This window comes from Sphingomonas sp. MMS12-HWE2-04 (assembly GCF_044881185.1).
Classification (GTDB): domain Bacteria; phylum Pseudomonadota; class Alphaproteobacteria; order Sphingomonadales; family Sphingomonadaceae; genus Sphingomonas.
On record NZ_CP173254.1, the window covers coordinates 317,501 to 343,678 of the forward strand.

At 64.9% G+C, this 26,178-nt stretch carries 23 protein-coding genes, 1 tRNA gene and 2 rRNA genes (1 of these 26 running past the window's edge); 13 read left to right on the forward strand and 13 right to left on the reverse strand.

Annotated elements, in window-relative coordinates; genetic code table 11:
• The 3 genes from AB2M62_RS01510 to AB2M62_RS01520 all read left to right on the forward strand — a co-directional run.
• Positions 1-2,674 (forward strand): 23S ribosomal RNA (locus AB2M62_RS01510); it begins 121 nt to the left of the window's first position.
• A 123-nt stretch (positions 2,675-2,797) separates the two neighbouring features.
• Positions 2,798-2,912: ribosomal RNA gene (gene rrf, locus AB2M62_RS01515) — 5S ribosomal RNA — on the forward strand.
• Between the two features lie 177 nt (positions 2,913-3,089).
• A tRNA-Met gene (locus tag AB2M62_RS01520) sits at positions 3,090-3,166 on the forward strand.
• A 571-nt stretch (positions 3,167-3,737) separates the two neighbouring features.
• On the opposite strand, the gene AB2M62_RS01525 is transcribed toward AB2M62_RS01520, so the two are convergent.
• From AB2M62_RS01525 to AB2M62_RS01565, 9 genes are read right to left on the reverse strand one after another with little or no spacing between them, the layout of a single operon-like run.
• Entirely contained in the window at positions 3,738-4,754 is a 1,017-nt protein-coding gene (locus AB2M62_RS01525) for an aldo/keto reductase (protein ID WP_404337196.1), read from the reverse strand.
• A 41-nt stretch (positions 4,755-4,795) separates the two neighbouring features.
• Positions 4,796-5,386, reverse strand: coding sequence for a c-type cytochrome (locus AB2M62_RS01530; protein WP_404337197.1), 591 nt, complete (start codon positions 5,384-5,386; stop codon positions 4,796-4,798).
• A 4-nt stretch (positions 5,387-5,390) separates the two neighbouring features.
• A complete protein-coding gene (soxC, locus tag AB2M62_RS01535) occupies positions 5,391-6,644 on the reverse strand; it encodes a sulfite dehydrogenase (RefSeq protein ID WP_404337199.1) in 1,254 nt (417 codons plus the stop codon).
• A 7-nt stretch (positions 6,645-6,651) separates the two neighbouring features.
• Entirely contained in the window at positions 6,652-7,767 is a 1,116-nt protein-coding gene (locus AB2M62_RS01540; protein ID WP_404337200.1) for an LLM class flavin-dependent oxidoreductase, read from the reverse strand.
• 41 nt (positions 7,768-7,808) lie between these two features.
• The gene (locus AB2M62_RS01545) at positions 7,809-8,666 is read right to left on the reverse strand and encodes an NADPH-dependent oxidoreductase (RefSeq protein ID WP_404337202.1); all 858 of its coding nucleotides are present in this window, start codon (positions 8,664-8,666) and stop codon (positions 7,809-7,811) included.
• A complete protein-coding gene (locus tag AB2M62_RS01550; protein WP_404337205.1) occupies positions 8,659-9,426 on the reverse strand; it encodes an ABC transporter ATP-binding protein in 768 nt (255 codons plus the stop codon). Before AB2M62_RS01550 ends, AB2M62_RS01545 begins: the two co-directional genes overlap by 8 nt.
• Positions 9,423-10,286, reverse strand: coding sequence for an ABC transporter permease (locus tag AB2M62_RS01555; protein ID WP_404337207.1), 864 nt, complete (start codon positions 10,284-10,286; stop codon positions 9,423-9,425). The genes AB2M62_RS01550 and AB2M62_RS01555 overlap by 4 nt, the downstream gene beginning before the upstream one ends.
• Entirely contained in the window at positions 10,286-11,383 is a 1,098-nt protein-coding gene (locus tag AB2M62_RS01560; protein WP_404337209.1) for an ABC transporter substrate-binding protein, read from the reverse strand. Before AB2M62_RS01560 ends, AB2M62_RS01555 begins: the two co-directional genes overlap by 1 nt.
• Positions 11,383-12,333, reverse strand: a complete 951-nt coding sequence (locus AB2M62_RS01565; RefSeq protein WP_404337211.1) for an aldo/keto reductase — start codon at positions 12,331-12,333, stop codon at positions 11,383-11,385. The genes AB2M62_RS01560 and AB2M62_RS01565 overlap by 1 nt, the downstream gene beginning before the upstream one ends.
• 156 nt (positions 12,334-12,489) lie before the next feature.
• Here AB2M62_RS01565 and AB2M62_RS01570 point away from each other — a divergent pair, with 156 nt between their 5' ends.
• The gene (locus AB2M62_RS01570; protein WP_404337213.1) at positions 12,490-15,057 is read left to right on the forward strand and encodes a TonB-dependent receptor; all 2,568 of its coding nucleotides are present in this window, start codon (positions 12,490-12,492) and stop codon (positions 15,055-15,057) included.
• Positions 15,058-15,157: 100 nt separating this feature from the next.
• Here the strand turns inward: AB2M62_RS01570 and AB2M62_RS01575 are convergent, their stop codons facing one another.
• The 3 genes from AB2M62_RS01575 to AB2M62_RS01585 form a co-directional block, all read right to left on the reverse strand.
• Positions 15,158-15,919, reverse strand: coding sequence for an alpha/beta fold hydrolase (locus AB2M62_RS01575; protein ID WP_404337215.1), 762 nt, complete (start codon positions 15,917-15,919; stop codon positions 15,158-15,160).
• A 134-nt stretch (positions 15,920-16,053) separates the two neighbouring features.
• Positions 16,054-16,368, reverse strand: coding sequence for a DUF1330 domain-containing protein (locus AB2M62_RS01580; protein WP_404337216.1), 315 nt, complete (start codon positions 16,366-16,368; stop codon positions 16,054-16,056).
• Positions 16,365-17,051, reverse strand: a complete 687-nt coding sequence (locus AB2M62_RS01585; protein ID WP_404337218.1) for a type 1 glutamine amidotransferase domain-containing protein — start codon at positions 17,049-17,051, stop codon at positions 16,365-16,367. Before AB2M62_RS01585 ends, AB2M62_RS01580 begins: the two co-directional genes overlap by 4 nt.
• Before the next feature lie 263 nt (positions 17,052-17,314).
• On the opposite strand from AB2M62_RS01585, the gene AB2M62_RS01590 reads away from it, so the two are divergent.
• Positions 17,315-17,917 carry a TetR/AcrR family transcriptional regulator gene (locus tag AB2M62_RS01590; RefSeq protein WP_404337219.1) on the forward strand — a complete coding sequence of 201 codons (603 nt, stop codon included), beginning with the start codon at positions 17,315-17,317 and terminating at the stop codon, positions 17,915-17,917.
• A gap of 131 nt (positions 17,918-18,048) precedes the next feature.
• Here the strand turns inward: AB2M62_RS01590 and AB2M62_RS01595 are convergent, their stop codons facing one another.
• A complete protein-coding gene (locus AB2M62_RS01595; protein WP_404337221.1) occupies positions 18,049-19,059 on the reverse strand; it encodes a LacI family DNA-binding transcriptional regulator in 1,011 nt (336 codons plus the stop codon).
• A gap of 126 nt (positions 19,060-19,185) precedes the next feature.
• On the opposite strand from AB2M62_RS01595, the gene AB2M62_RS01600 reads away from it, so the two are divergent.
• Genes AB2M62_RS01600 through AB2M62_RS01635 form a run of 8 tightly spaced genes read left to right on the forward strand, consistent with a single transcriptional unit; the run spans position 19,186 to position 26,169 of the window.
• On the forward strand, positions 19,186-20,436 hold the full coding sequence (locus AB2M62_RS01600) for an MFS transporter (RefSeq protein ID WP_404337222.1): 1,251 nt from the start codon (positions 19,186-19,188) through the stop codon (positions 20,434-20,436).
• Entirely contained in the window at positions 20,433-21,488 is a 1,056-nt protein-coding gene (locus AB2M62_RS01605; RefSeq protein ID WP_404337224.1) for a sugar phosphate isomerase/epimerase family protein, read from the forward strand. The genes AB2M62_RS01600 and AB2M62_RS01605 overlap by 4 nt, the downstream gene beginning before the upstream one ends.
• Positions 21,485-22,624 carry a Gfo/Idh/MocA family protein gene (locus AB2M62_RS01610; protein WP_404337225.1) on the forward strand — a complete coding sequence of 380 codons (1,140 nt, stop codon included), beginning with the start codon at positions 21,485-21,487 and terminating at the stop codon, positions 22,622-22,624. The genes AB2M62_RS01605 and AB2M62_RS01610 overlap by 4 nt, the downstream gene beginning before the upstream one ends.
• Positions 22,621-22,995: a c-type cytochrome gene (locus tag AB2M62_RS01615; protein ID WP_404337227.1), complete on the forward strand. Its 375-nt coding sequence runs from the start codon at positions 22,621-22,623 to the stop codon at positions 22,993-22,995. Before AB2M62_RS01610 ends, AB2M62_RS01615 begins: the two co-directional genes overlap by 4 nt.
• A gap of 19 nt (positions 22,996-23,014) precedes the next feature.
• Entirely contained in the window at positions 23,015-23,920 is a 906-nt protein-coding gene (locus AB2M62_RS01620) for a hydroxypyruvate isomerase family protein (RefSeq protein ID WP_404337228.1), read from the forward strand.
• Positions 23,921-23,930: 10 nt separating this feature from the next.
• Positions 23,931-24,755: a DUF1080 domain-containing protein gene (locus tag AB2M62_RS01625; RefSeq protein WP_404337230.1), complete on the forward strand. Its 825-nt coding sequence runs from the start codon at positions 23,931-23,933 to the stop codon at positions 24,753-24,755.
• Positions 24,752-25,327 carry a gluconate 2-dehydrogenase subunit 3 family protein gene (locus AB2M62_RS01630; protein WP_404337232.1) on the forward strand — a complete coding sequence of 192 codons (576 nt, stop codon included), beginning with the start codon at positions 24,752-24,754 and terminating at the stop codon, positions 25,325-25,327. Before AB2M62_RS01625 ends, AB2M62_RS01630 begins: the two co-directional genes overlap by 4 nt.
• The gene (locus AB2M62_RS01635) at positions 25,324-26,169 is read left to right on the forward strand and encodes a sugar phosphate isomerase/epimerase family protein (RefSeq protein WP_404337234.1); all 846 of its coding nucleotides are present in this window, start codon (positions 25,324-25,326) and stop codon (positions 26,167-26,169) included. Before AB2M62_RS01630 ends, AB2M62_RS01635 begins: the two co-directional genes overlap by 4 nt.
• Positions 26,170-26,178: the final 9 nt, after the last annotated feature.

Below are 26,178 nucleotides of genomic sequence, written 5' to 3' on the forward strand. Positions count from 1 at the left end.
GGAAACCCACCTAATCCGATTATTTCGACCGTCAGCAATGACGAGCGGAGTAATGGGAGAAAGGTATCATGAAGCTGAATAAAATAGGCTTCGTGAAGCGAACCCGGCGAACTGAAACATCTCAGTACCCGGAGGAAAAGACATCAACCGAGATTCCGTTAGTAGTGGCGAGCGAACGCGGACCAGGCCAGTGCTTCTAATTCAACTAGCAGAACATACTGGAAAGTATGGCCATAGCGGGTGACAGCCCCGTATGCGAAAGTGATGTTAGAAGACTCGAGTAGGGCGGGACACGTGTAATCCTGTCTGAACATAGGGGGACCACCCTCTAAGCCTAAATACTCGTACATGACCGATAGCGAACTAGTACCGTGAGGGAAAGGTGAAAAGCACCCCGATGAGGGGAGTGAAACAGTACCTGAAACGGATTGCCTACAAGCAGTTGGAGGGTCCTTGAGGCCTGACAGCGTACCTCTTGCATAATGGGTCTGTGACTTAATCTATCAAGCAAGCTTAAGCCGTTAGGTGTAGGCGCAGCGAAAGCGAGTTTGAATAGGGCGACTTAGTTTGATGGATTAGACCCGAAACCCGGCGATCTAGGCATGACCAGGATGAAGGTGCGGTAACACGCACTGGAGGTCCGAACCGATTAACGTTGAAAAGTTACCGGATGAGTTGTGTTTAGGGGTGAAAGGCCAATCAAGCCGGGAAATAGCTGGTTCTCCGCGAAAACTATTGAGGTAGTGCCTCGAGCGAATACCCTAGGGGGTAGAGCACTGGATGGGCTAGGGGGTCGCGAGATCTACCAAACCTAACCAAACTCCGAATACCTAGGAGTACTACTCGGGAGACAGACGGCGGGTGCTAAGGTCCGTCGTCAAAAGGGAAACAGCCCTGACCTACAGCTAAGGTCCCCAAGTCGTGTCTAAGTGGGAAAGCATGTGGGAATCCCAAAACAACCAGGAGGTTGGCTTAGAAGCAGCCATCCTTTAAAGAAAGCGTAACAGCTCACTGGTCTAAATAAGGGTTCCTGCGGCGAAGATGTAACGGGGCTCAAGACACGCACCGAAGCTTAGGGTGTGCTCGTTTACGAGTACGCGGTAGCGGAGCGTTCCGTAAGCCTGTGAAGCGATCTGGTAATGGGTCGTGGAGGTATCGGAAGTGCGAATGCAGACATGAGTAGCGATAAAGAGGGTGAGATGCCCTCTCGCCGAAAGACCAAGGGTTCCTGCGCAAGGCTAATCCGCGCAGGGTGAGCCGGCCCCTAAGACGAGCCCGAAGGGGGTAGTCGATGGGAACCACGTTAATATTCGTGGGCCTGGTGGTGTGTGACGGATGACGTGTGTTGTATGCTCTTATCGGATTGAGCATGCTTCGAAGTTGTCCCGGGAAATAGCCCCACCGTATAGACCGTACCCGAAACCGACACAGGTGGTCAGGTAGAGTATACCAAGGCGCTTGAGAGAAGTGTCCTGAAGGAACTCGGCAAATTGCCTCCGTACCTTCGGAAGAAGGAGGCCCTCACTGAGCGCAAGCTTTTTGAGGGGGCACAGGCCAGGGGGTAGCGACTGTTTAGCAAAAACACAGGGCTCTGCTAAGTCGGCTTCAAGACGACGTATAGGGCCTGACGCCTGCCCGGTGCCTGAAGGTTAAGTGGAGGGGTGCAAGCTCCGAAATGAAGCCCAGGTAAACGGCGGCCGTAACTATAACGGTCCTAAGGTAGCGAAATTCCTTGTCGGGTAAGTTCCGACCTGCACGAATGGCGTAACGACTTCCCCACTGTCTCCAGGACATGCTCAGCGAAATTGAATTCTCCGTGAAGATGCGGAGTACCCGCGGTTAGACGGAAAGACCCCGTGCACCTTTACTGCAGCTTCAGAGTGGCATTAGGAAAGAACTGTGTAGAATAGGTGGGAGGCTTTGAAGCATTGGCGCCAGCTGATGTGGAGCCACAATGTGAAATACCACCCTGTTGTTTTCTGATGTCTAACCACGCACCGTCATCCGGTGTTGGGACCCTCTGTGGCGGGTAGTTTGACTGGGGCGGTCGCCTCCTAAAGAGTAACGGAGGCGCGCGAAGGTTGGCTCAGGCCGGTTGGAAACCGGCTGTTAGAGTGCAATGGCATAAGCCAGCCTGACTGCGAGACTGACAAGTCGAGCAGAGACGAAAGTCGGTCATAGTGATCCGGTGGTCCCTCGTGGAAGGGCCATCGCTCAACGGATAAAAGGTACGCCGGGGATAACAGGCTGATAACCCCCAAGAGCTCATATCGACGGGGTTGTTTGGCACCTCGATGTCGGCTCATCACATCCTGGGGCTGGAGCAGGTCCCAAGGGTTTGGCTGTTCGCCAATTAAAGTGGTACGTGAGCTGGGTTCAGAACGTCGCGAGACAGTTTGGTCCCTATCTGCCGTGGGCGTCGAAATTTGAGAGGAGTTGACCCTAGTACGAGAGGACCGGGTTGAACATACCTCTGGTGTACCAGTCGTTCTGCCAAGAGCGCAGCTGGGTAGCTATGTATGGACGGGATAACCGCTGAAAGCATCTAAGCGGGAAGCCTCCCTCGAGATAAGATTTCTTAGGACGGTCGGAGACCACGACCTTGATAGACTGGATGTGGAAGTGCGGTAACGCATGGAGCTAACCAGTACTAATTGTCCTATTCGCGCTTGATGAGTCCCACCATCAATGACAGCCCTGGATATCCAGATCTGTCCGCTTGGTCGGATGATGAAACAAAGCCTGCACGGGCATCGATTTGAAAACCCTGAGAAGTTTCGCCACACCGGCTTCATTGCTTGGTGGCTATAGCGTCTGTGACCCACCCGATCCCATCCCGAACTCGGCCGTGAAACCAGACAGCGCCGATGGTACTATCGCCTAAGCGATGGAAGAGTAGGTCGTCGCCAGGCATTGCAGCCGGTGTGCGTGAAGCAACTCAGGAATTTCGGAAAAACCCATTCACTTTCTTGCTTGGCCTCAAGCGCCGGCAGCCGCATCCGCGGCTTTGGCTACCGCGCCACTCGGCGCGACGGCCGGTCGGCCTTGCGGAGCCCCCGGGCTCCGTCCAGCCAAGCATCGTCTGGTGGCGCGGGGTGGAGCAGTCCGGTAGCTCGTCAGGCTCATAACCTGAAGGTCACAGGTTCAAATCCTGTCCCCGCAACCAACACACAAACACAACCGCCTCGGGATACCCCGCGGCGGTTTTTTTGTGCCCGCCGCCCCGCGCAGTGGCGCGGTCCACCGGCTTCAGCATGAGCAACCTGCGGCGAAAGCGGTCTGGTCGGAGCCCGGGCGAGGATCGTCAAAAATCGAGAGAGTGCCGGGGGAAATGCCGACGCTGGATCCGGGGCCGCGCGGGCGACATCCAGCCTGGCCTTCACGCTCCGGCGTGGCGAACGCCGCCTCCGTGGCGAGCTTTCGCACCGAAGTCTCGCGGGCTGAAGCGCCTGCGACGCCGGGCATGCTGGTGCCGCCAGACCTGCCGGGGTTGCGGCGAGAAACCCTCCCCAGCGTAGTCATGGTCTACATCCGGAAGCTTGCTGTCGCCTTGTCGCGCTTCAAGATCGCTGACCCGCAATCTGCGCCGCGCGCACCGCGCTTCCTGCCGTCATTCCATGGTGCCGCGCCCGCGCAGCGCAGCGCTGTCGCCCCAAAATGCGCCCGCAATCTTGCCATAGGATCGCGCTGCGGGCGACGATTGTGACCCCACCCGCAGCGATGCCGGGGATCGGTCGTCAGTCGGTCAACGCCACCCGGCCTTCGATGGGGTGGCCGGGATCGGTGAAGCCATGGGTCGATGCATGGCCGGTCGGGACCAGATCGTTGATCAGCGCCTCGTCTTCGGCGGAGAAGGTCACGTCGAGTGCGGCAATATAGCTGTCCCAATGCGCCTCGGTGCGTGGGCCGGTGATCGTGCTGGTGACGTGCTTGTTGTTTAGCACCCAGGCGATCGCGAAGGCCGTCGGGTCAACGCCGCGCGTGCGCGCGTGCTGGGCGATCTTGGCGGCGAGCGCGATCGATTCCGGGCGCCATTCGGTTTCCAGGATGCGCTTGTCGCCCCGTCCCGCGCGCGTGTCGGCAGGGGGCGGCTGGTTGGGATCATATTTGCCGGTGAGCACGCCGCGCGCGAGCGGGCTGTAGGAAACGGTGCCGAGCCCGTAAAAGTCCGCCGCAGGGAGCTGCTCCACTTCAGCGACGCGGTTGAAGATGTTGTAGAGCGGCTGGCTGGCGATCGGCCGGTCGATGCCGAACTGATCGGCGAGATGCGAAACCTCCGCAATGCGCCAGGCGCGAAAGTTCGAGACGCCGAAATAGCGCAGCTTGCCCTGCTGGATCAGGTCGCCGATCGCGCGAACGGCTTCGCCGAGCGGCGCGTCGAACACCGCGCGGTGGAAATAGAGCAGATCGATATGGTCGGTGCCGAGTCGGCGCAGGCTGTCTTCGACGCTTCGGATGATCCACTTGCGCGACTGGCCGCCGCCGTTGGGGCCGGGCGCCATCGGATTGGAGAATTTGGTTGCGACCACCCATTCGTCGCGATGCGCCTTGATGCCCTTGCCGACGACCACCTCGGACTGGCCGCCATTATAGACGTCTGCAGTGTCGAGGAAGTTGATGCCCTGATCGCGCGCCTTGGCGATGATGCGGTGCGCGGTCGCCTCATCGGTCTGCCCGCCGAACATCATCGTGCCGAGCGTGAGGGGCGAGACCTTGATGCCGGAGCGGCCGAGATAGCGATAGGATAGGGGCATGGCAGGATTCCCTGGAGATGAAGGGCAGCCGGGAGGGCGGCTCAGTTGGAACGATGGGGTTCGGGGCGCTCGATATTGCCGTCGAAGCGCTGGTTTTCGAGGCTGACGAAGCCATTGCGGTTCGGCATTCGGACTCGCGACAGGCTGGCGCCGTCCAGCCGGGCATCGCGTGCGACGATGCCGTCGATCGAGAGCAGATAGGCGACGAGGCTATAGACTTCCCCGTCGCCCAGCGATTGCGGCGCGGTGAGCGGCATCGCGCGGCGGATATAGTCGAACAGCGGCGGCGCATAGGGCCAGTAGCTGGCCACGGTCTTGACCGGCTTGGCCGAGGTGAGCGAGCCGATGCCGCCGGTCAGTCGATCGGCGATGCCGCCGCTGCCGGCCGGCCCATGGCATGCGGCGCATTTCGATTCGTAGGTTGTCTGACCGTCGGCGACCGACCCCGACCCCGGCGGGAGTCCCGCGCCATTCGCCGCGATGCTGATCTCCATCCGCCGGATAGCGTCCGCCGAAGCTGGTCGCCCCAGCTTTGGACTGGCCGGCGGCGGAGTGCCGTCATGGCCGGGGCCATCGCTGGCGCGGGCAAGGGCCACTGCGCCGGTCAGCAGCACCGCACCGACGAAGAACATGTGCCTAGACATAGACATGCGCGACCTTGCCCTGGCTGTCGATGGCCCAGCTCTGGACGGCATTGCTGTGATAGCCCTGGCCCGCGCCATAGTGCGCCCGCCACGCGGCTCGCAGCGGTTGGACCGCGCCGGTCTCGTCCGTTGCGCGGCTCATCAGGACGGCCGGGCCGCCCTCCCAGCGCCACGGCATGCGGAAGCGCGTCAGCGCCTTGGGCAGCACCGGATCGCCGAGCGCGGCCTCCGCCCAGCTCGCGCCGCCATCGGCGGACACCTCGACCTTGCGGACCCGCCCGCGACCCGACCAGGCGAGGCCGCTGATTTCCCGATAGCCCGCGCCCTGCAGGTCCAGCCCGAACGACGGCGACAGGATGATCGACTTCACCCCCATGCGCAGCGAGAACAGCTCGGCTTTGCCGTCCGGCCGCAGATCGCTGTATTTGGAGGTCTCCTCGCGCGAAAAGGCGGGCGCGGCGATCAACTTGAGGCGACGCAGCCATTTGATCGAGGCATTGCCCTCGATGCCCGGCAGCAGCAGCCGCATGGGGAAGCCCTGCGCGGGCCGCAGCGGTTCGCCATTCTGGAACAATGCGATCATCGCGTCTTCGAGACACAGCGACAGCGGGATGCTGCGCGTCATGCCCGCGGCATCCGCCCCTTCGGCCTGCACCCAGCGGGCCGAAGGCGCGATGCCAGCCTCGTCGAGCAAGGTGGACAGCCGCACGCCGGTCCACTCGGCTGCCGAAATGAGCCCGTTCAGCTGGCCGGCGCTGGCCTGGACCGGTTGGGCGGCGGCGAGTGTTCCGCTGTTGCCCGAGCATTCGAGGAAAAGGATGCGGCTTTCGCGGGGATAGCGCAGCAGATCCTCGTAACGGAACAGCAGGGGTTGGCGGACGAGGCCGTGGACCAGCAGCTCGTGCATCGCCGGATCGATCTCGGGAATGCCGTTATGATGGCGCTCGAAATGGAGATCGTTGGGCGTGATCGTCCCTTCGAGCAATTGCAGCGGGGTTCGCGACGATCCGGTGCCGGGAAAGGGCAGGTCCGGCACGATCCGCTGGATCGCCTCGCTCGTATGGACGCGCGCGCCATAGCCCGAGAGCGGCGCGCCGGGATCGCGCATCGATGCCGGGCTTTGCGCCTGCGACGCAGCCCGGACGGCGGTGACGAGCCCGCCGGTCGACAAGGCCCCCGCGACGAGCAGCGCCCGGCGGTGGAGCAATCCGCCGCCCGCGACGCGTTCTTCTCCTGCGTCGGTCATCCTCGGATCAGGCGAGTTGATCGGCCCGCACCAGGCGTCCGGACGCCGCCGGCGGCGCGTCGCGGAGCAGCGGCAGCAGTTGATCGCCCTGCCGCCGGATCTCGGAGAGATAGGGCGTGTCGGACAGGACGAAATGGGTGATGCCGAGGTCGCGATACTTGCGCAGCGAAGCGGCGACGTCGGCGGCCGATCCGACCAGCCAGGTCGTCCCCGCGCCGCCGCCGCCATAGCGACCGGGTGCGGTGTAGAGATTGTCGTCGAGCACTTCGCCGCGGGCGTGGAGATCGAGCAGTCGTTGCTGGCCCACCGCCTTGGCGCGGCGATGCTCGTCGACCTTGTCCTGCCGGGCGGCCATCTCGTCGACCTTGGCCTCCGCATCGGCCCATGCCTGCTCGGTGGTGTCGCGTACCAGCGTGGTGATGCGCAGGCCGAATTCGAGCGGCGGCAAGTCGCGGTCGAGGTCGCGGCTCAATCGCTTCAGCCGCGCGATGCGATCGGCGACGCCGTCGAGCGGCTCGCCCCAGAAGAGCTGGACGTCCGCCTCGGTCGCCGCCACGCGCTCGGCCGCCTCGGAGGCGCCGCCAAAATAGAGCCGGGGATGAAGGCGATCGCCGCGCGGCGTGATGCGCGGGGCGACCGTCGATCCCGCGACCTGGAAATGCTCGCCGGCGAAATCGACATTGGTTTCGGTCCACAGCCGGCGCACCAGCCGCATGAACTCCTTGGTGCGCCCATAGCGGTGCGCCTGATCGCCCTCGCTATCGCCATAGGCCGCAAGATTGTCCTGGCCCGAAACGATGTTGATGCGGACGCGGCCGCTGGTCAGCTGATCGAGCGTCGCAGCGGCGGAAGCGAAGTTCGCCGGCCGCCAGTAACCGGGCCGGATCGCGATGAGAGGCTCGAAGGTCTTTGTCCGCGCCGCGAGTGCGGTGGCGACGGTGAAGGTGTCCGGCCGGCCCCAGCTCGTGCCGATCAGGGCGCCCTTCCAGCCATGGTCTTCCAGCGCGAGGGCATGGCTGGTCAGCGTTTCGAGGCTTGTCGGGTCGCCGTCGCTGACGTCGCCGCGATGGCCGCCCTCGATCTGATTGGGGATGTACCAGAGGAATTCGGAAGGGTTCGGCATAAGAACTCCATGATGCGATGCGGAAGGAAGAGGGGCGCGACCTAATCGAGCCGGAAGCCGAGCCCGTTGAGCACGCGGCGCAGCACGTCCCGGCCGGCGAGCGACACGGCGCCGCGCACGCGCTGGCTGGCCTGTTCGCTCCAATCGCGCTCGGGCATGCGCTGTTCGCGCTGGAAGCTGCGCAGCCGAGCATCATAGGCGGCGATCGCGGGCCTGTTGTCGCTCGCGCCATAGTGCTCGCGGAACAGGACTGCCTCTTGCGGGAGGCGCGGTTTGACCGAGGCGGGGGCGGCGGGATCGGGATAGCCGACCGTCAGCCCGAAGAGCGCGAAGGTCTGGGGTGGCAGGCCGAGCTCCGCCGCCACCTCTGCCGGCTTGTTTCGGATGCCGCCGATATAGCAGCTGCCCAGACCCAGCGATTCCAGCGCCACCACGGCGTTCTGCGCCGCCAGCGAGGTATCCACTGCGCCCAGCAGGAAGCTTTCGAGGAAGTGCAGTCCCTCGGCCGGCGTGCCGAGCTGATCGCCGATTTGGGTCAGCCGGTGATGGTCGACGATCCACAGCAGGAACAGCGGCGCCTGGAGGATCTGCTTCTGATTGCCGGCGAGCGCCGCCAGCCGGGCCTTGCGCGCCGGATCCTCGACCGCGACCACGCTCCATGGCTGAAGGTTGGAGGAGCTGGCCGCCGATTGCGCGGCGGCGACCAGCAGCTCGATCGTTCCGGGCGGCACGGCATCGGGGAGATAGGCGCGGACCGAGCGGTGCGCGAGGACGGTATCAAGCGTCGCATTCGACGGGATCGCCACGTCGAGCGCGGCGCGATAGCGATCATAGAGGCGCGTGTCGCGCAAGGCCTCTGCCCCGTCCGCCGCACGCGTCAGTTTGGTCACTTCACCCATTTTGTCCTCCCAAAGCCGGGGCTAGCCCCGCGTCCTCGTGATGCTCGGGGGGCTCCTCGACGCCGAGCAGCCGGCGGAGCAGTGCGCGCAGCTCGGCGATCCGCTTGGCCCGCGCCAATCCGTTCTGCGGGAGGTCAACGGGAAGGTCGGCGGCGAGCCGCCCCTGATCGAGCAGGACGATCCGATCCGCGAGCAGGATCGCTTCGTCGATGTCGTGCGTCACCAGCAGCACGGCCGGGTCGTGCACGTCGGCGAGCCGGCGCAGCAGCGCGTGCATCTGGATGCGGGTCAGCGCGTCGAGCGCGCCGAACGGCTCATCGGCGAGCAACAGCTTGGGCGCTCGGACCAGCGCGCGGGCCAGCGCGACGCGTTGCTGCTCGCCGCCCGACAGCTCGTGGGGCCAGGCGCGCTCGCGGCCGGCCAGGCCGACTTCGGCGAGCGCCTCGCGCCCGCGCTCGCGCGCGCCCGAGATGCCAAGCAGGACATTGTCGAGCACGCGCATCCAGGGGAGCAGACGCGCGTCCTGAAAGATCACCGCACTGCGTTCGGGCAGCCGGATCTCGCCCGTGCCTCCGGCCTCGTGATCGATCTCGGCCAAGGCGCGCAGCAAGGTGCTCTTGCCCGAGCCGCTGCGGCCGAGCAGCGCGACGAACTCGCCCGGCGCAATCTCCAGGTCGATCCCGTTGAGTACGCCCTTGAGCGTGAAGGCGCGGACGAGACCGCGGACTTCGACCGCGGGCCGTTCGATGGAGGCGGTCATTGGCCGAGCGTCCGGCGCCAGCGCAACAGGTGGCGCTCGAGCTGGCGTACCAGCGCGTCCGAGCCGAAGCCGAGCAGCGCATAGACGACAAGGCCGACCAGCATGACGTCGGTCTGGGCATAGTTGCGCGCGAGCGTGACCATATAGCCGATCCCGCTCGTCGCGTTGAGCTGCTCGACCACCACCAGCGCCAGCCAGGAGGACGTGACGCTGAAGCGAAGTCCGGTGAGGAAGCCGGGCAGCGAGCCGGGGATGACGACGTAGCGCAGGAACTGCCAGCGGGTCAGCCGCACCGTTTCGGCCAGCTCGACATGGCGGATGTCGATCGCCCGCAAGGCATTATGGGTATTGATGTAGACCGGGAAGAACACCGCAGTGGCGATCAGCGTGATCTTCATCGTCTCGCCGATGCCCAGCCACAGGATCATGAAGGGGATCAGCGCGAGGATCGGCACGCCGCGCTTGATCTGGACCAGCCCGTCGATGACATAGCCGCCGAGTAGCGAGAGGCCGGACAGCAGCGCTAGGGCTACGCCGACCGCCACGCCGAAGCCGAGCCCGGTCAGCGCGCGCCACGCCGAGATTGCCAGATTCTCCTGGAGCCGGCCCTCCCGGATGAGGTCGACCGCCGTGGTGATTGCGGTCCACGGTGCCGGCAACGTCCTGGGATCGAGCCAGCCGGTGGCCGAGAGGACCGACCAGTAAAGCAGCAGCAGGGCAGGGCCCAGCAGGACGCCGTAGCGGGCGGGCTTGCCCAGGCTGAGGCGGTGCCGTGGCGCGAGACGCGGCTTGGCGGGGCGCGCGGTCGGAGCTTCTTCCTGCAACGCGGGCAGGTGAAGCCCTTCGGGATAGGCGTTCATCACCGATTTCCTTTGGCAGCAGCGGCGGCATCGCCTGCGATCGTCTCGAAGCGGCGGTCGAAAAGCGCCGCCGCATCGAGGCGCGGACGCTTGGTCTCGGGGCCGAGCGTGTCGATAGCGGCTTGCTCATAGGCGATCGCGCCGTCCCAGGTGCGCGGCACCGAGACGTTGGCGATATACGAGGCCATCACCCGGGCATCGGCGAGCGGGAGGCCGCGCTTTGTGGCATAATAGCCGCGCGCCAGTTCCTCGGGGTGCGCGTTGATCCAGGCCTGGCCGAGACCCCAATAGTGAACGAAGATGCGGAGTGCCGCCGCCTTGCCGGGATCGGCCAGCGCGGTTTCGGGAACGTAGATGTTGCCGCCGTCGTCGCGGAAGGGCGGATGCCTGAGTATCCGCGCGCCGCGCGGGCCGAAATCGCGGATGTAGCGCTGCGCGACGAGATCCGCCCGGATCGGAGCGGCGTCGATCGCGCCGGAGGCAAGCGCGTTGGTATAGACATCGCCGCCGATGCTCGATGGCAGTTCGACCAGGGTCACCTCCTCGCGGCGGATGCCGGCCGCCTTGAGCGTCTCGATGACGATCTGCGCCTGCACCTGGCTGGGGCTGAAGGCGATCCGCTTACCGCGGAGGTCCGAGAGGGTCTTGATATTGGCCTTGGGCGCGATGCCGAAGACATAAGCCTGGCGGCTCTCGCGATCGGCATATTCGCGAAATGCGATGATGCGCACGGGGATGCCCATCCATACGGCATGGATCGGCGGCACGCTGGCGCCGAAGCCGACATCGAGCACGCCGGCATGGAAGGCTTCGGTCACATCGGGGCCGCCGGTGATCTCGGCCCATTCGATGCGGAACGGCACCTTCTTGTCCCAGCCGTTATGCTCGAACACCCAACGGGTGACGGGATCGCCGACCCGCAGCACGATGCCGGGGGGCACGCGATCGGGCAGTGGCGCCGTGAGCGCGAGCCCGGCCTTCGCGGCGACGGCATGGCGCGCCGGCGCGAAGAAGACCAACAGCGCGATCGATATGCCGACGAACAAGGCGAGCGGTGCCGATCCCCTGGGCCAGCGCGAGGCGGTCGCCAGCGCCATCAGGCGAGGGCGGGCTCGGCCGGGACCGACTTCATCTGCTCGGCGGGATAGCGATCGCCGACCGTGGTGCCGTGGGGGAAGGCGGCTTCCAGTTCCGCGATGGTGGCGTCGTCCAACTGGAGTTCGCCCGCTGCCCAATTGTCTTCGAGATGGCCGACATGCCGCGTGCCGGGGATGGGCACTACGCCTTTGGAGAGCACCCAGGCGAGGCTCACTTGCGCCGGCGTGCGGTGCAGTCGCTCGGCGACGGTCTCGATCGTGCGGCGCCGGCGGGCGTTCGCCGCGACGGCCTCCGCCTGGAAGCGCGGGTGGATACGGCGGCGGTCTTCATCGTCGATCGGGCCGGCACCGGCGAGGAAACCGCGGCCGAGCGGGCTATAGGCGACGAACCCGATGCCGAGTTCGCGTGCCGTCGGCAGAATTTCGGCTTCGACTTCGCGGCTCCAGAGCGAATATTCGCTCTGGAGCGCGGTTAGCAGGGTGACGGCATGTGCCGCGCGAAGCTGGGCGGCGCTCACCTCGGATACCCCGACACCGCCAATCTTGCCCTCATCGCGCAAACGCCCGAGTTCGCCGACCGAGTCCTCGATCGGGGTCTCGGGGTCGACGCGGTGCAGATAATAGAGGTCGATGCGCGCAAGGTTGAGGCGGCGCAGGCTGGCCTCCACCGCCTCGCGCGCCGAGACGCGCTGGCCGTCGCTGCCGCGCCGATGGGTGAACTTGCTGGCGATGACGAGGCCGTCCCGGCGGCCGGCGATCGCCCTGCCGAGCAGTTCCTCGTTATGGCCGTTGCCATAGCCGGTGGCGGTATCGAAGAAGGTGACCCCGAGATCGATCGCGCGATGCAGCGTGCGGATCGACGCCGCTTCGTCCGCCTTTCCGTAGACATGGGACAGGCCCATCGCGCCGAAGCCCTGGGGGCTCACCTGCAAATTTCCGATCAGCGGCACGGCTCTTCTCCCGGTTCCTACCCCCATGCTGACCCGCTGCCACGCTGGCCGCGATGCAGAAAAACTTCCGTCCGGAACAGAATCCATATCTGTTCGGTGGGAATTAAGGATCAATATCCTATCGACTCAATAGGAATTGAGTTGGGGGACTATCGAATGGGTCGATCTGCTTATCTGCGTGCGCTTCTGGTGACCGTTTCCGTGATGGCGATGCCTGTGCCGGCTTGGGCGCAACAGGGGCCGAGCATCGAGTCAGAGGGCGACCGCGATAGCGACAAAGACATCGTGGTGACCGCCCGGCGGCGTGCCGAGAATATCCAGGACGTCCCGATCTCCGTGCAGGCGATCAGCGGCGAAACGCTCGAGCGCAAGGGCACGATCGACCTGCAAAGCTTGATCGACCAGACGCCGGGGCTGAATTCGACAGGCGGCAATCCGCGCAATTTCTCGGTGACGATCCGCGGCATCGGCTATGCGCCGACCGCAGCCGACGGGCTGGACAATGCGATCGGCGTCTATTTCGACGGGGTCTATCAGGCCCGGCCGGGCCAGGTGCTGCAGGATCTGGTCGACGTCCAGAGCTTCGAGGTGCTGCGCGGGCCCCAGGGCACGCTGTTCGGACGCAACGCCGCCGCGGGCGCGCTGAACGTCACCTTCAACAAGCCGAGCTTCACGCCGAGCCAGACCTTCGAACTGTCCTATGGCCGCTATAATTTTGCCCAGGCGAAAGCGATCATTACCGGCCCGCTGAGCGAGAATATCGCGTTTCGGACGGTGGCCTATGGCACCCGCTCGGACGGGTGGATCGACACGCCGTTCCGACCGGCATTTCGAGACTCGGCCACGCAGAAGGGCATTTACGCGCCGACCGCGACCGACGACGCCAAGACCGCGGGGACCGGGCGCTGGGGGATCCGTCAGCAATTCCTGGTCGATGCCGGCGACCTGAAGATCAACCTGTCGGGCGACCTGAACATCGAGAGCGACAGCTCGTCGGGGTTCAGTTCGGGCGGCGGGATCACCGAGATATTCGGCCCCGGCAATTGGGGGATCAACACCACCGCTGCGCAGCAGGCGAGAGTGACGATCGCGCGCAACGCGCTGAGCCAGCTCACCAATTTCGGCGGCGTGCAGAACTGGAACCTCGCCGTCGACCCCAGCGCCAGCATCACCAACAACTACAATCACATGCGCACGACGAACGCCGGTGTTTCGCTGACGGCGGACTATGATTTCGGCTGGGCGACGCTGACCTCGATCAGCGCGTGGCGGCGGTGGAGCTTCAATCCGCCCCAGGACAGCGACAGCTCTCCGCTCGACATCTATCAGAACATGGCGATCAGCAAGAGCGACCAGTTCAGCCAGGAATTCCGGCTGGCGTCCAATCGCAAGGGTCCGATCGAATGGCAGGCCGGGGCGTTCCTCTATTATTCGAAGTTGAACGACCATTATGTCGTCCACCAGTTCGGCGCGGACGTGATACCGTGGTACAACGCCTATAACACGCTCGCCGGAACGGCGTTGACCCCGATCCCGCTCTCGTTTCGGTCACAGCTCACCGGTGCGCAGATCATTGAGGACACGCGCGTCGAGAACCGGAACGTGGCCGCCTATGGCCAGGCGACCTGGCACATCAGCAGCGCCTTGGACCTGACCGGAGGCCTTCGCTACACCTACGACCGCAAGAACGGCAGCAGCCCGGTCGATACCACCCTGCTCCCGACATCGCTTCCCACCGGGGTGACCAACGCGCAGCTCAACGCGTTTTACACCGCGATCGACGCGGTGCAGCGCAACCCGGGCGTGGTCTATACTACGCCGGGCTATCCCGCCGCGGTGGCAACCGTCGGCTATCCGCTCGACATCGAGACCTCGAACGACAATGTCTCCGGGACGGTCAGCCTGTCCTACAAGGTCACGTCCGACCTCACGACCTATATCACCTATGCGACGGGCTTCCAGGCTGGCGGCCTGGACCTCAACAACCGCTCGCTCAGCCCGACCGCGCCGGCGGTCCAACCGACCAAGACCAAGAATCTCGAGGCTGGCGTCAAGGCGTCGCTGTTCGACCGCCGCCTGACCCTGGCCCTTGCCGCCTATCAAGAGAAACTCGAGGGCTTTCAGACGTCGATCTCGTTCACGCTGCCCAATGGCACGCCCCAGCGCGGCGCCACCAATGTCGGCGATATTCGCGCGCGGGGCGTCGAATGGAGCCTGGCGGCCAATTTCGGCTCGGGGCTCCGGCTGACGTTCGACGGAAACTATAACGACGCCGTCTATACGCGCGCACCCTCGCTGCCGGCACCCGCGGAACTGAGCTATAACGGCATCGCGAATATCGACGCCAAGGGGCAGCGCGCGCCCTATTCGCCCGAATGGTCCTTGTCGGTCACGCCTTCGTGGGATTTCAAGATCGGCTCGGACAGCGAGTTCTACAGTTATGCGCAATATTCCTACACCAGCGACTACAGCACGGGCGTGACCCAATCGATCTATACGCAGGTGCCCGGCCAATTTAACCTCAACCTGCGGGCCGGTGTTCGGCTGGAGGAAGGGAAATACGATATTTCGTTCTATGCGAACAATGCGACCAACGAGAAGAACATCATCTCGCAAGCATTGCTCGCGGTGCCCTCGGGTGCCGGCGTGACGGCCTATCTCGGCCGGACGGTGAACTACAATCTGCCGGCGCGCTATGGCGTGACGCTGCGGGCGAAGTTCTGATGTCGCTTTGCCTCCCGCGCGTGCCGCTGGCAGGCGCGGGAGGATTTGGGCTGCCTTGCGGAAGCGCCCGCGGTTCGCCCGCCCGTTCGCGGGGTACCGTTTACTGGCTTGCGCGTGCTGCCGCCTGTTCGATGACGGTCGCCACGGCGCGCGGCTGGGAGATGAAGACGGCGTGGCTGCCCTTGATCTCGGTGATCTTGGCGCCCGCGCGCTGATACATCGAGCGTTCGAGAGCGGGGTTGATCATGCGGTCCTCCGTCGCGACGATCCCGTAGCTCGGCTTGGACTTCCAGGCCGGGGCAGTGATCGTCGTCGATACGATCCGGGCGTTCCACGGAACCTGCGAGAGCGCCATGAATCGGGCCTCGGCAGGCGGCACGTCGGCAGCGAAGTCGGTGGGGAAGCTCTTCGGATCGACGAGCAGATAGCCGTCCGCGGTCGGCGCGATGCTCTTCGCGGCCGGTGGATTGGTCTTGTTCAGCGCTTCGATCGTCTCGCCGGCGTCCGGCACGAACGCGGCGACGAAGACCAGGCTGGCAACATGCGGGTTATTGCCCGCCTCGGTGATGATCGCGCCGCCATAGCTGTGGCCCACCAGGACTGCGCGGCCCTGCTGACGATCGAGGATCCGGTTGGTCGCAGCGACGTCGTCTGCCAGCGAGGTCAGCGGCTCTTGCACGATGCTGACGGTATAGCCGTCCTTGGCAAGGATATCGGCGACCTGCTTCCAGCCTGATCCGTCGGCGAAGGCGCCGTGGACGAGCACGACATTGCGCACGGGGTCTTTTTGGGTTTGCGCCGTCGCGATGCCTGGCAAAGCGATGAGCGCGGTGGCGGTCAGCAGCTTGAGAAGAGTCTTCATGGCAGGTCTCCTAGCCGCCCGTCCGGTGCGGCTTTTGCGTGGGGTTCAGGCGGCGACGGCGAGCACCTTTTGGCACCGGCAGAATAGCGGGTGACGAACGCAGCGTCAATTCAAGGCAAGGAAGGGCCGATCCTCTATGTGGGGCTGCCCGCGGGCGGTTCGTCGGTACCGGCGACCAGGAGGACACGGGAGACGCTGCCGGCGATCCGGTGGGGCAGCGCCGCCTGATATTCCGGGCTGGAATACCAGGCACGCGCTTCCGCCATCGACGGAAAGGCAAGGATCGCGACGCCCTCGACGTCCTCGCCCTCCAGCGTCTCATGCGATCCGTAGAACGCCAGCGGCGTCAGCGGATGGGCCTCGCGGGCGCGCGGTGCCTGCTCGCGATACAGCGCTAACGCTTCGGGATCGGTCGTGCGTTCGCGCAGCATGACGACATAGGCCGTCATGCCGCCACCTTGAGCGCGTCCACCAGCGCGCGCGCGGTCGCGGTCGAAGAGCCGGGATTTTGACCAGTGATGAGCAGCCCATCCTGGATGACATAGGAGGCCCAATCCGGACCGCGCGAATAGATGCCGCCCTTGGCCTTGAGTTCGTCCTCGACGAGGAACGGCACGATGTCGGTCAAGCCGACGCCGTCTTCCTCGCTATTGGCAAAGCCGGTGACCTTCTTGCCTTCCACCAGCGGTCGGCCATCGGCGGTTTTCACATGACGCAACACACCCGGGGCGTGGCAGACGAACGCGGTCGGCTTGCCCGCGGCGAGGAATGCTTCGATCAACGCGATCGAGGCCGCGTCCTCGGCGAGATCCCATAGCGGACCGTGGCCGCCGGGGTAGAAGACCGTGTCGAAATCCGCCTGCGATATGTCGGCCAGCTTCACGGTTTCTGCCAACAACGCCATGGCCTCGGGGTCGGCCTCGAAGCGACGCGTGTCGTCGGTCTGATTGGCGGGCTCGTTGCTCTTCGGGTCGAGCGGCGGGTGGCCACCCTTGGGCGAGGCGAGAACGATCTCGGCGCCGGCATTCTTGAACGCGTAATAGGGCGCGGCCAGCTCTTCTAGCCAGAAACCGGTCTTGCGGCCCGTGTCGCCGAGCGTGTCGTGGGACGTGAGCACCATCAGGATCTTCATCGTTATCTTCCTTCTAAAAATACGTTTGCGGCGGCACGCTCGGCCGACAGCTCGAACTAGACCGGTCGTCTTGTAATCGGGCTAGACCGTTATGTGCTGCTGAATGATCGAATACACGTCGCTAGACCGGTCGTCTAGAGAATTTTCGATTGCTGCCATTTTTCGTTCACGCGGTGCGGAGCAGCGCTTGCCTCTTTATGGATGCGGAGTGGGAGCGGAACGGAGGCCTAGACGACCGGTCTATATTTTCCTATATGGCAAGCATGACCACTGCCATATTTGAGAAGGACACCCGTAGCGCAATTCTTGCGACGGGCCAGAAGATCATGAGCCGCAAGGGCTTCTCGGCAGTGGGCCTGACTGAAATTCTAGGCAGTGCCGGCGTGCCCAAGGGGTCTTTCTACCATTATTTCGGCTCGAAAGACGCGTTCGGCGAAGCGATGCTCGACGCGTATTTCGAGGACTATCTGGCAGAGATGGACGCGCTTTTCGTTAAGCCCGGACTCAATGGTGCCGAGCGCCTGATGACCTACTTCGCTAACTGGCGGGAGGCGCAAGGGGCGTTCGACTGCCAGGGTCGGTGCCTCGCAGTAAAGCTCGGAGCTGAAGTCTCGGACCTTTCCGAGCCGATGCGTCTCGCGCTGAAGGCCGGCACCGCCGGTATCATCGCGCGGTTGAAGGCGGTGATCGAGGCAGGCGTTGCCGATGGCTCGCTGCGAGCTGCCGACCCGGCGGAAGACCTCGCTGCGACGCTCTATCATCAGTGGCTGGGGGCGAGTGTCATGGTCAAGATCCTCCGCACGCACGATCCGTTCGAAACGGCGCTCCATTCGACCCGGAGGATGCTGGGGCTCGCGATGCGCTGAGTGGTTGCGCTTGGGCTCTGACTTGTGTCGGGGGTGGCGCCGGACACGGCCGGTGACCGAGTTGCGATGCGCGGGGTCGTCGTTTTCTGAGGCGATAAGCGCCACCGCCTCCAAGCACCTCACCGGAGCTGTTAGGCCTCAGGCGGACGATGTGGGCCGGTGCTTTCCCGGACTATCAACGCATGCGGGAGCGTCGTTTGACTCTCCGCGCTCGGCGTGCCGCGCAGGATCTGCACGAGCAATTCGACAGCGCGCTGCCCGATCAGCCCCTTGGGCTGCGCGATTGTGGTGAGCGCGGGCTGGAAATAGCGGGCGAGCGGGAGGTCGTCGAAGCCGACTACCGATATGTCGTTCGGGCAGCACAGTCCCGCCGCGCTGATGGCGCTGAGCGCGCCGAGCGCCATTTCATCGCTGAAGCAGAAAATCGCCGTCACATCGTGAGAGAGCAAGTCGCCGGTCTCTTCGAACGCGGATTTCGCAGAATAATCGCCGGTGCGCAGATGCAGGCGGTCGCGCAGCCCGTGACGCTCGGCTGCTCGCAGCGCGCCGGAGAGGCGATCGCGACTGATCGGGCTGATCGGCGGGCCGGTGATAACGCCGATGGCGCGGTGGCCGAGGCCGATCAGATGCTCGATCGCGTCGTCGCTGGCCGCTGCGTTATCGATATGGACGCTCGGCACGCCGAGCTCGGGACTATATTCGCAGCCATTGACGATCGGCGCGGCGGGGCCCTGGCGTGCGAGCAGCGCTTCCAGGCTTTCGGGCAGGCGATGACCGAGGAAGATCAGTCCATCGACTTCGCGGCGCGACAGCATCTCGGCATATTGGTCCTCGACCTGGGGGTCGTGCCCGGTGTCGCCCACCACCACGGCATAGCCGGCATCGCGTGCTGCCTCTTCGGCGCCGCGGATCACGCTGGCGAAGAACGGGTTCGAGATGTCGGGGACGGTCAGCAGGATCTTGGCGGCGCGCAGCGTGCGCAGCGACCGGGCGGCGACGTTGGGCGAATAGCCGATAAGCTGGACCACCTCGAGTACGCGCCGGCGCGTCTGTTCGGCCACGCGCTCGGGCTGGCTGAGGACGCGCGAGACGGTGGCGGTGGAGACGCCGGCCATCGCGGCGACTTCGATGATCGTCGGCATTCCCCCTTCATGTCGTGGGAAATGCGCACTGTCGATAGCTGGCGATGTAATCCTTTACATCGACCCTCGATCTGCTTAGCCTTCGAGTCGAAAAGCAGGATCACCTGCGTCTGGGGAGGGTTACGCATGGCCATTGCGGATGGCGCGGTTACGGGTGTCGAACGTCCGATCTCCGGAGTGCTGACCGGGCGCCTGAGCGCGCTGATGTTCCTGCAGTTCTTCGTGTGGGGCGCCTGGCAGGTTACGCTCGGGCTGGTCATGCAGACCGTCGGGATCGGCAACCTGATCGGCAACGCCTTCTCGATGGGCCCGATCGCCTCGATCGCCGGTTCGTTTCTGCTCGGCATGGTCGCCACCCGCTATCTCAGCCCGAAGATGCTGATGGTGATCCTCCATCTCGTCGGCGGCGTGATCCTGTTCGTGCTGCCCTCGCTGATCACCCCGGAGAACGGCGCCACCTTCGTCTGGCTGCTGCTGGGCTATATGATCCTCTATATGCCGACGGTCGGGCTGGCGAATACGATCGCGCTCAAGAGCTTCGGCGAGCGCGTGGACAATTTCCCCTTCGTCCGCGCCTTCGGCACGCTCGGCTGGATCGTGGCGGGACTGATCATCGGCTGGCTCGGCCTGTCCGCCAGCCCGCAGATCTTCACCGTCGCGGCAGTCGTCTCTATCGCGCTCGGGCTTTACAGCTTCACCCTGCCCAACGTCGCGCCCGATGCGCCGCGCGACGAGAGCATCGTGCGCCAGGTCTTCTGCGTCGAGGCGTTCGGGCTGATGCGGCAGCGCTCGTTCCTGGTCTTCATCGCCTGCGCGACGCTGATCTCGATCCCGCTGGCGATGTATTATGCCTATGCCTCGCCCTATGTCGGCGCGGCGGGCATCGAGAATGTCAGCGGCACGCTGGCGATCGGGCAGATGTCCGAGCTCGGTTTCATGTTCGCGATGCCGCTCCTGTATCGCCGCTTCGGGGTCAAGCCGCTGCTGCTGGTCGGCATGGCGGCCTGGGCGCTGCGCTATGCGCTGTTCGCGATCGGCGATGGCGGCAGCGGGCTTTGGGCAGTCTATCTCGGCGTCGCGCTGCACGGCGTGTGCTACGACTTCTTCTTCGTCGCCGGCGCGATCTACACCGGCACGATCGCGACGCCCAAGGGGGTCAACGCGCAGGCACAGGGAATGCTTACCCTGTTCACCTATGGCGTGGGCATGCTGCTCGGCTCGCAGATCGGCGCGTTGCTCTATGCGCAGCTGCCGGAGGCGCCGACCATCGCCGACTGGCAGCATATGTGGTGGTATCCGGCCGCGGCCGCGGCGGTGATCGCACTGTTGTTCCAGCTCACCTTCCGCGACACCAGCAAGGCGGAGGCGGCAGCATGAAGGCGATGAAGGGGCCAGCGATCTTCCTGGCGCAGTTCCTCGGCGACGCGGCGCCGTTCGACACGCTGGAGAATATGGCGCGCTGGGCGGCCGGGCTTGGCTATAAAGGCGTCCAGATCCCCTGCGATCCGCGGCTGATCGACCTGAAGACCGCCGCCGAGAGCCAGGCCTATTGCGACGATCTGCGCGCCACGCTGGCGAAGCACGGCATCGAGCCGACCGAGCTTTCAACTCATCTCCAGGGCCAGCTGGTTGCGGTGCACCCCGCCTATGACACACTGTTCGACGGTTTCGCGCCGGCCGAGCTGCACGGCAAGCCGGCCGAGCGCCAGGCCTGGGCGGTCGAGCAGGTCAAGCTCGCCGCCAAGGCCAGCGCCAATCTCGGGCTGAATGCCCATGCGACCTTTTCGGGCGCGCTGGCCTGGCCCTATGTCTATCCCTGGCCACAGCGTCCCGCCGGGCTGGTCGAGGAAGCCTTTGCCGAGCTCGCGCGGCGTTGGGTGCCGATCCTCGACGTGTTCGACGATGCCGGCGTCGATTGCGCGTTCGAGATTTATCCGGGCGAGGACATCCATGACGGCGCGACCTGGGAGCGCTTCCTCGCGGCGGTCGACAATCATCCGCGCGCGCGGATCCTGTTCGACCCGTCGCATTATGTGCTGCAGCAGCTCGACTATCTCGACTTCATCGATCGCTATCACGATCGGATTTCCTGCTTCCACGTCAAGGATGCCGAGTTCAATCCTACCGGGCGCAGCGGCGTCTATGGCGGCTATGAGAATTGGGTCGATCGTGCCGGGCGGTTCCGCTCGCTGGGCGACGGCCAGGTCGATTTCGGCGCGATCTTCAGCAAGCTGGCGCAATATGGCTATGCCGGCTGGGCCGTGCTCGAATGGGAATGCGCGCTGAAGAATGCCGAGGACGGCGCGCGCGAAGGCGCGCCCTTCATCCGCGATCACATCATCCGCCGCACCGAGCGCGCGTTCGACGATTTCGCCGCGAGCGGCGCGGACCCGGCGGCGATCCACGCGGTGCTTGGGCTGTCGCGATGACGCGCGCGCTTCGCCTAGGCATGGTCGGCGGCGGGGAGGGTGCATTCATCGGCGCGGTCCACCGCATGGCCGCCGCGCTCGACGGCGACTGGCGACTGGCGGCGGGCGCGTTCAGCACCGATGCCGGGCGCAACGGCCGCACCGGCGCGGCGCTGGGGCTCGCTTCCGAACGCGTCTATGCCTCGCTCGAGGCGATGCTCGCCGGCGAACGGGCGCTGCCCGCCGACGCGCGCATCGACGCGGTGGCGATCGTCACGCCCAACTATCTCCACGCGCCGATGGCGATTGCCGCGCTCGAGGCGGGCTTTCATGTCTTCTGCGAAAAGCCGATGGCGATGAACGTCGCCGAGGCACAGGCGATCGCCGCCGCGGCCAAAGCGAGCGGGCGCCGTTTCGCACTCGCCTTCACCTATAGCGGCTATCCGCTGGTCGAAGAGGCGCGCGCGCGGGTCGCCCGCGGCGATCTCGGCGCAATCCGGTTGGTCCAGGTCGAATATCTCCAGGGCTGGCTCAGCCAGCCGATCGACGAGAGCGGCAACAAGCAGGCCGAATGGCGCACCGATCCGGCCCGCGCCGGGATGGGGGGCTGCCTCGGCGATATCGGCACCCACGCCTTCCAGCTTGCCGAGCATGTGTCGGGCCTGGCCGTCGAATCGGTGTCGGCGGAGCTCACCACGCACGTGCCCGGGCGGCGGCTCGACGATGATGTCAGTGCGCTGCTCCGCTTCGCTAGCGGGGCGCGCGGCACGCTCAAGGCCAGCCAGGTCGCGGCGGGCGAGGAAAATGGGCTGAAGCTGCGCATCCATGGCGAGCGCGGTGGGCTGGAATGGGCCCAGATGGAGCCGAACACGCTGGTGCTGCGCTGGCTCGACCGCCCGGCGGAGATCGTGCGTGCCGGTGGGCCGGGTCTCGATCCGCGAACGGCGCCGCTGTTGCGTACACCTTCGGGACATCCTGAAGGGTATATCGAGGCTTTCGCCAATCTTTACCGCGGCTTCGCAGAGGCGATCCGCGGCGGGGACGGGCGCTGGTATCCGGATGTCGTCGACGGGCTGCGGACGATGCAGTTCATTGAGGCAGTCATCGCCAATGCGGCGTCGGACCAGAAATGGACTATGATCGGAGAGAGTGCATGAAGTTTATCGCGTGCCTGGGAGCAGCGTCCGTCGCAGCGGCAACGCTCATCGTCGCCGCTGCGCCCACCGTGGCGCAGACCGCGCCGCCGCCGGCGTTCGCGGCGTGCAAGGCGTGCCACACCGTTCAGAAGGGCGGCAAGAACGGCGTCGGGCCCAATCTCAATGGCGTTGCCGGCCGCGCCGCCGGATCGGCGCCGGGGTTCAACTATTCCGCGGCGATGAAGGCTTCGAAGCTGCGCTGGGACGATGCCACGCTAGACCAGTTCATCGCGGCGCCGACCAAGAAGGTTCCCGGCACGCGGATGCCGATCGGCATGGCCGATCCGGCGAAGCGTGCAGCGATCATCGCCTATCTCAAGGGCGCGCAGTGACCGCGGTGCGCGCGTGACGGTGTCACGCCGCACCCTGATCGCGGCGGGTGCTGCGTCCTCGCTGGCGCCTGCGCTGGCCGGGGCGCAGCGTCGCGGTTCGAATGCGGCGCGCTTCTCGCTCGGCTTTGCGCCGCACGAGGGGAGTTTTGCCAGCCGCGGCGGACTGATCGAGCAGATCGCCTTCGCCGCCGACCAGGGCTTCACTGCCTGGGAAGACAATGAGGCGGCCGGCCGCCCGGTGGCCGAACAGGTGCAGATGGCCAAGGCGCTGCGCGACCGCGGCATGACGATGGGCGTGTTTGTTGCGAGCATGCCCAAATGGTCGCAGTCCCGCCCGCTGCTCGGCGCCAATGACGGCGCCGAGCGCGAGGCGTTCCTGGCCGATATCCGCGCCGCGATCGACGTCGCCAAGCGGCTGAACGCAACGCGGATGACGGTCGTGACCGGGTTCCTCGACCCGAAGGTGCCGCTCGACATCCAGACGGCGCGGGTGATCGACGTGATGCGCCGTGCTGGCGACATCGTCGCGCCGCACGGGATCGCGATGGTGATGGAGCCGCTCAATACGCGCACCAACCATCCCGGCGTCTACATGCAGTCGATCGCGCAGGGCTATGCCGTCGCGCGCGGCGCGAACAGCCCGGCGGTCAAGATCCTGGCCGATCTCTATCACGAGCAGATCCAGTCCGGGAATTTGATCCCGGCGATGGACGCCTGCTGGAGCGAGATCGGCTATATCCAGTTCGGCGACAATCCCGGCCGCAAAGAACCGGGGACCGGCGAAATCCATTATGCCAATATCGTCAAATGGCTACGCGCCAAGCGCTACGCCGGGGTGATTGGCACGGAGCATGGCAATTCGGTGGACGGACGCGCAGGCGAGGATCGTCTGATCGCCGCCTATCGCCAGATCGATACAGAATAGGAGAGGGAGGATGGCTGTCATCCGCACGCATTTTGTTTTGCTCGCGGGGCTTGCCGCGATCGCTGCAGTTCCCGCTGCTGCACAGGAAAAGCCCGGCTTCAAGGATACCCCGATGCTCCCCGGCGGACAGTGGCATGTCCATGATTCCGATCGTCCGGCGCCGGTGGTGGTTGCCCCGGCGGCCAATGCCGGCGGCGCGCCTGCCGACGCCGTCATCCTGTTCGACGGCAAGTCGACCGACGCATGGGTATCGGAGAAAGGTGCGTGGCCGATCAAGGACGGCGCGATGACGATCCCGTCGCGCGCCAGCAGCGGCGGCGAGAGCAATCTCGTCTCCAAGCAGAGCTTCGGCGACGTCCAGCTCCATCTCGAATTCCGCTCGCCCAATCCGCCGACCAAGACATCGCAGGACCGTGGCAACAGCGGCATCTGGTTCATGCAGCGCTACGAGTTGCAGATCCTCGACGGCTATCAGAACCCGACCTATGCCGACGGCACTGTCGGCGCGGTCTATGGCTGGAAGCCGCCGCTGGTGAACGCCGCGCGCAAGCCCGGCGAGTGGCAGAGCTACGACGTCGTCTTCGAGCGTCCGCGCTTCGCCGCCGACGGCAAGCTGGTCCGCCCCGCCTATGTCACCGCGCTGCTCAACGGCGTGCTCGTCCAGAACCATCAGCCGATGCTGGGCACCACGATCTGGCGCAAGATCGCGCAATATCAGGCACATCCCGACGCTGCACCGCTGCAGCTGCAGGACCATGATTCACCGGTTTCGTTCCGCAACATCTGGGTTCGCCCGCTTCCCGAAGCGGCGATCGATCTGGGAGAAGGCAAGTGATCAATCGCAGAACGGCGCTTGCCGGCGTGGTCGGCATGTTCGGTGCATCGGTGTTCGCGCCGATCGCCCGCGCTGCTGCTCAGGCGGCGCAGAAGGGCGGGGGTATCCCGGTGATCAGCGAGGGACCGCCAAGCGTGATGGTGTTCACGCCCGGCCAGCGCGCGCTGATGACCGTGCTCAGCGAACGCATCGTGCCGACGACCGACACGCCGGGGGCGATCGCGGCGGGCGTGCCCGAATTCATCGAGAAGCTGCTGGCCGACTGGGCCAAGCCGGAGGACCGCGTGCCGATTGTTACGGGGCTCGACGCGATCGAGGCGCGCAGCCTGCAGGACTATAAGGTCTCTGCGGCAAAGGCGACGCCGGTCCAGCAGGACGCGCTGCTGACGCTGGCGATGAACAAGCAGCTGGCCGCCGGCAAAGACTTTTTCGAAGCATTCCGCCAGCTCGTCATCACCGGCTATTACACGTCCGAGATCGGCATGACGCAGGAGCGCGAATATCTGCCGGTCCCCGGCGAGTATAATGGCGAGTTTCTCTATTCTCAGGTCAACAAGGTGTATTGCGCATGATGATCAGCCGCAGAAATCTGCTCGCAAGTGCCGGCGGCGTCGCTGCGCTCGCGTTCGCCGACCTTTCGATCGCACCGGCATCGGCCGCGCAGCTCAAGGCAATCGGCCTCCAGCTCTACACGGTTCGCGACATCTTCCAGAAGGACCCGGTGGGGACGCTCGAGAAGGTGGCGCGCATCGGCTATCGCGAAGTCGAATTCGGCGGTGGCGGCTATGACACGATGGACCACGCCCTGCTGCGCAAGACGATGGACCGGCTGGGCCTAAAATCGCCTTCGGTCCATATCGGCTATGACGCGCTGCTCGGGCAGTTCGACAAGTCGCTGGCGATGGCGAAGACGCTCGGCGCCGATACGGTGGTGTTGCCCTATATGACCGACGAGCACCGCAACGAGGCGGGCTGGACGGCGGCGCTGCCAAACTTCAACCGCTTCGCCACCGACCTGAAGAAGGCCGGGCTGGGCTTCGCCTATCACAACCATGATTTCGAGTTCACCACCAAGCCCGGCGGCATCAGCCTCTATGACCGGTTCCTCAAGGAAACCGATCCCGCGCTGGTGAAGGCGGAGCTCGACCTCTATTGGGCGGCGCATGCCGGCGAGAGCCCGGCGGCGCTGATCGATCGGCTGGGTTCGCGCCTCTACGCGTTCCACGTCAAGGACATGCGCGCCGATCGCAGCATGACCGCAGTGGGCTCCGGCACAATCGATTTTGGCGCGCTGTTCAAATTGAAGGGTGCTGCCGGCGTTCGCCACTTCTATGTCGAGAACGATCAGGCGCCCGCGCCGTATCTTCCGGACATCACGAAAAGCTTCCAGACGCTGCGCGCGCTGCGTTTCTGACAAGATACG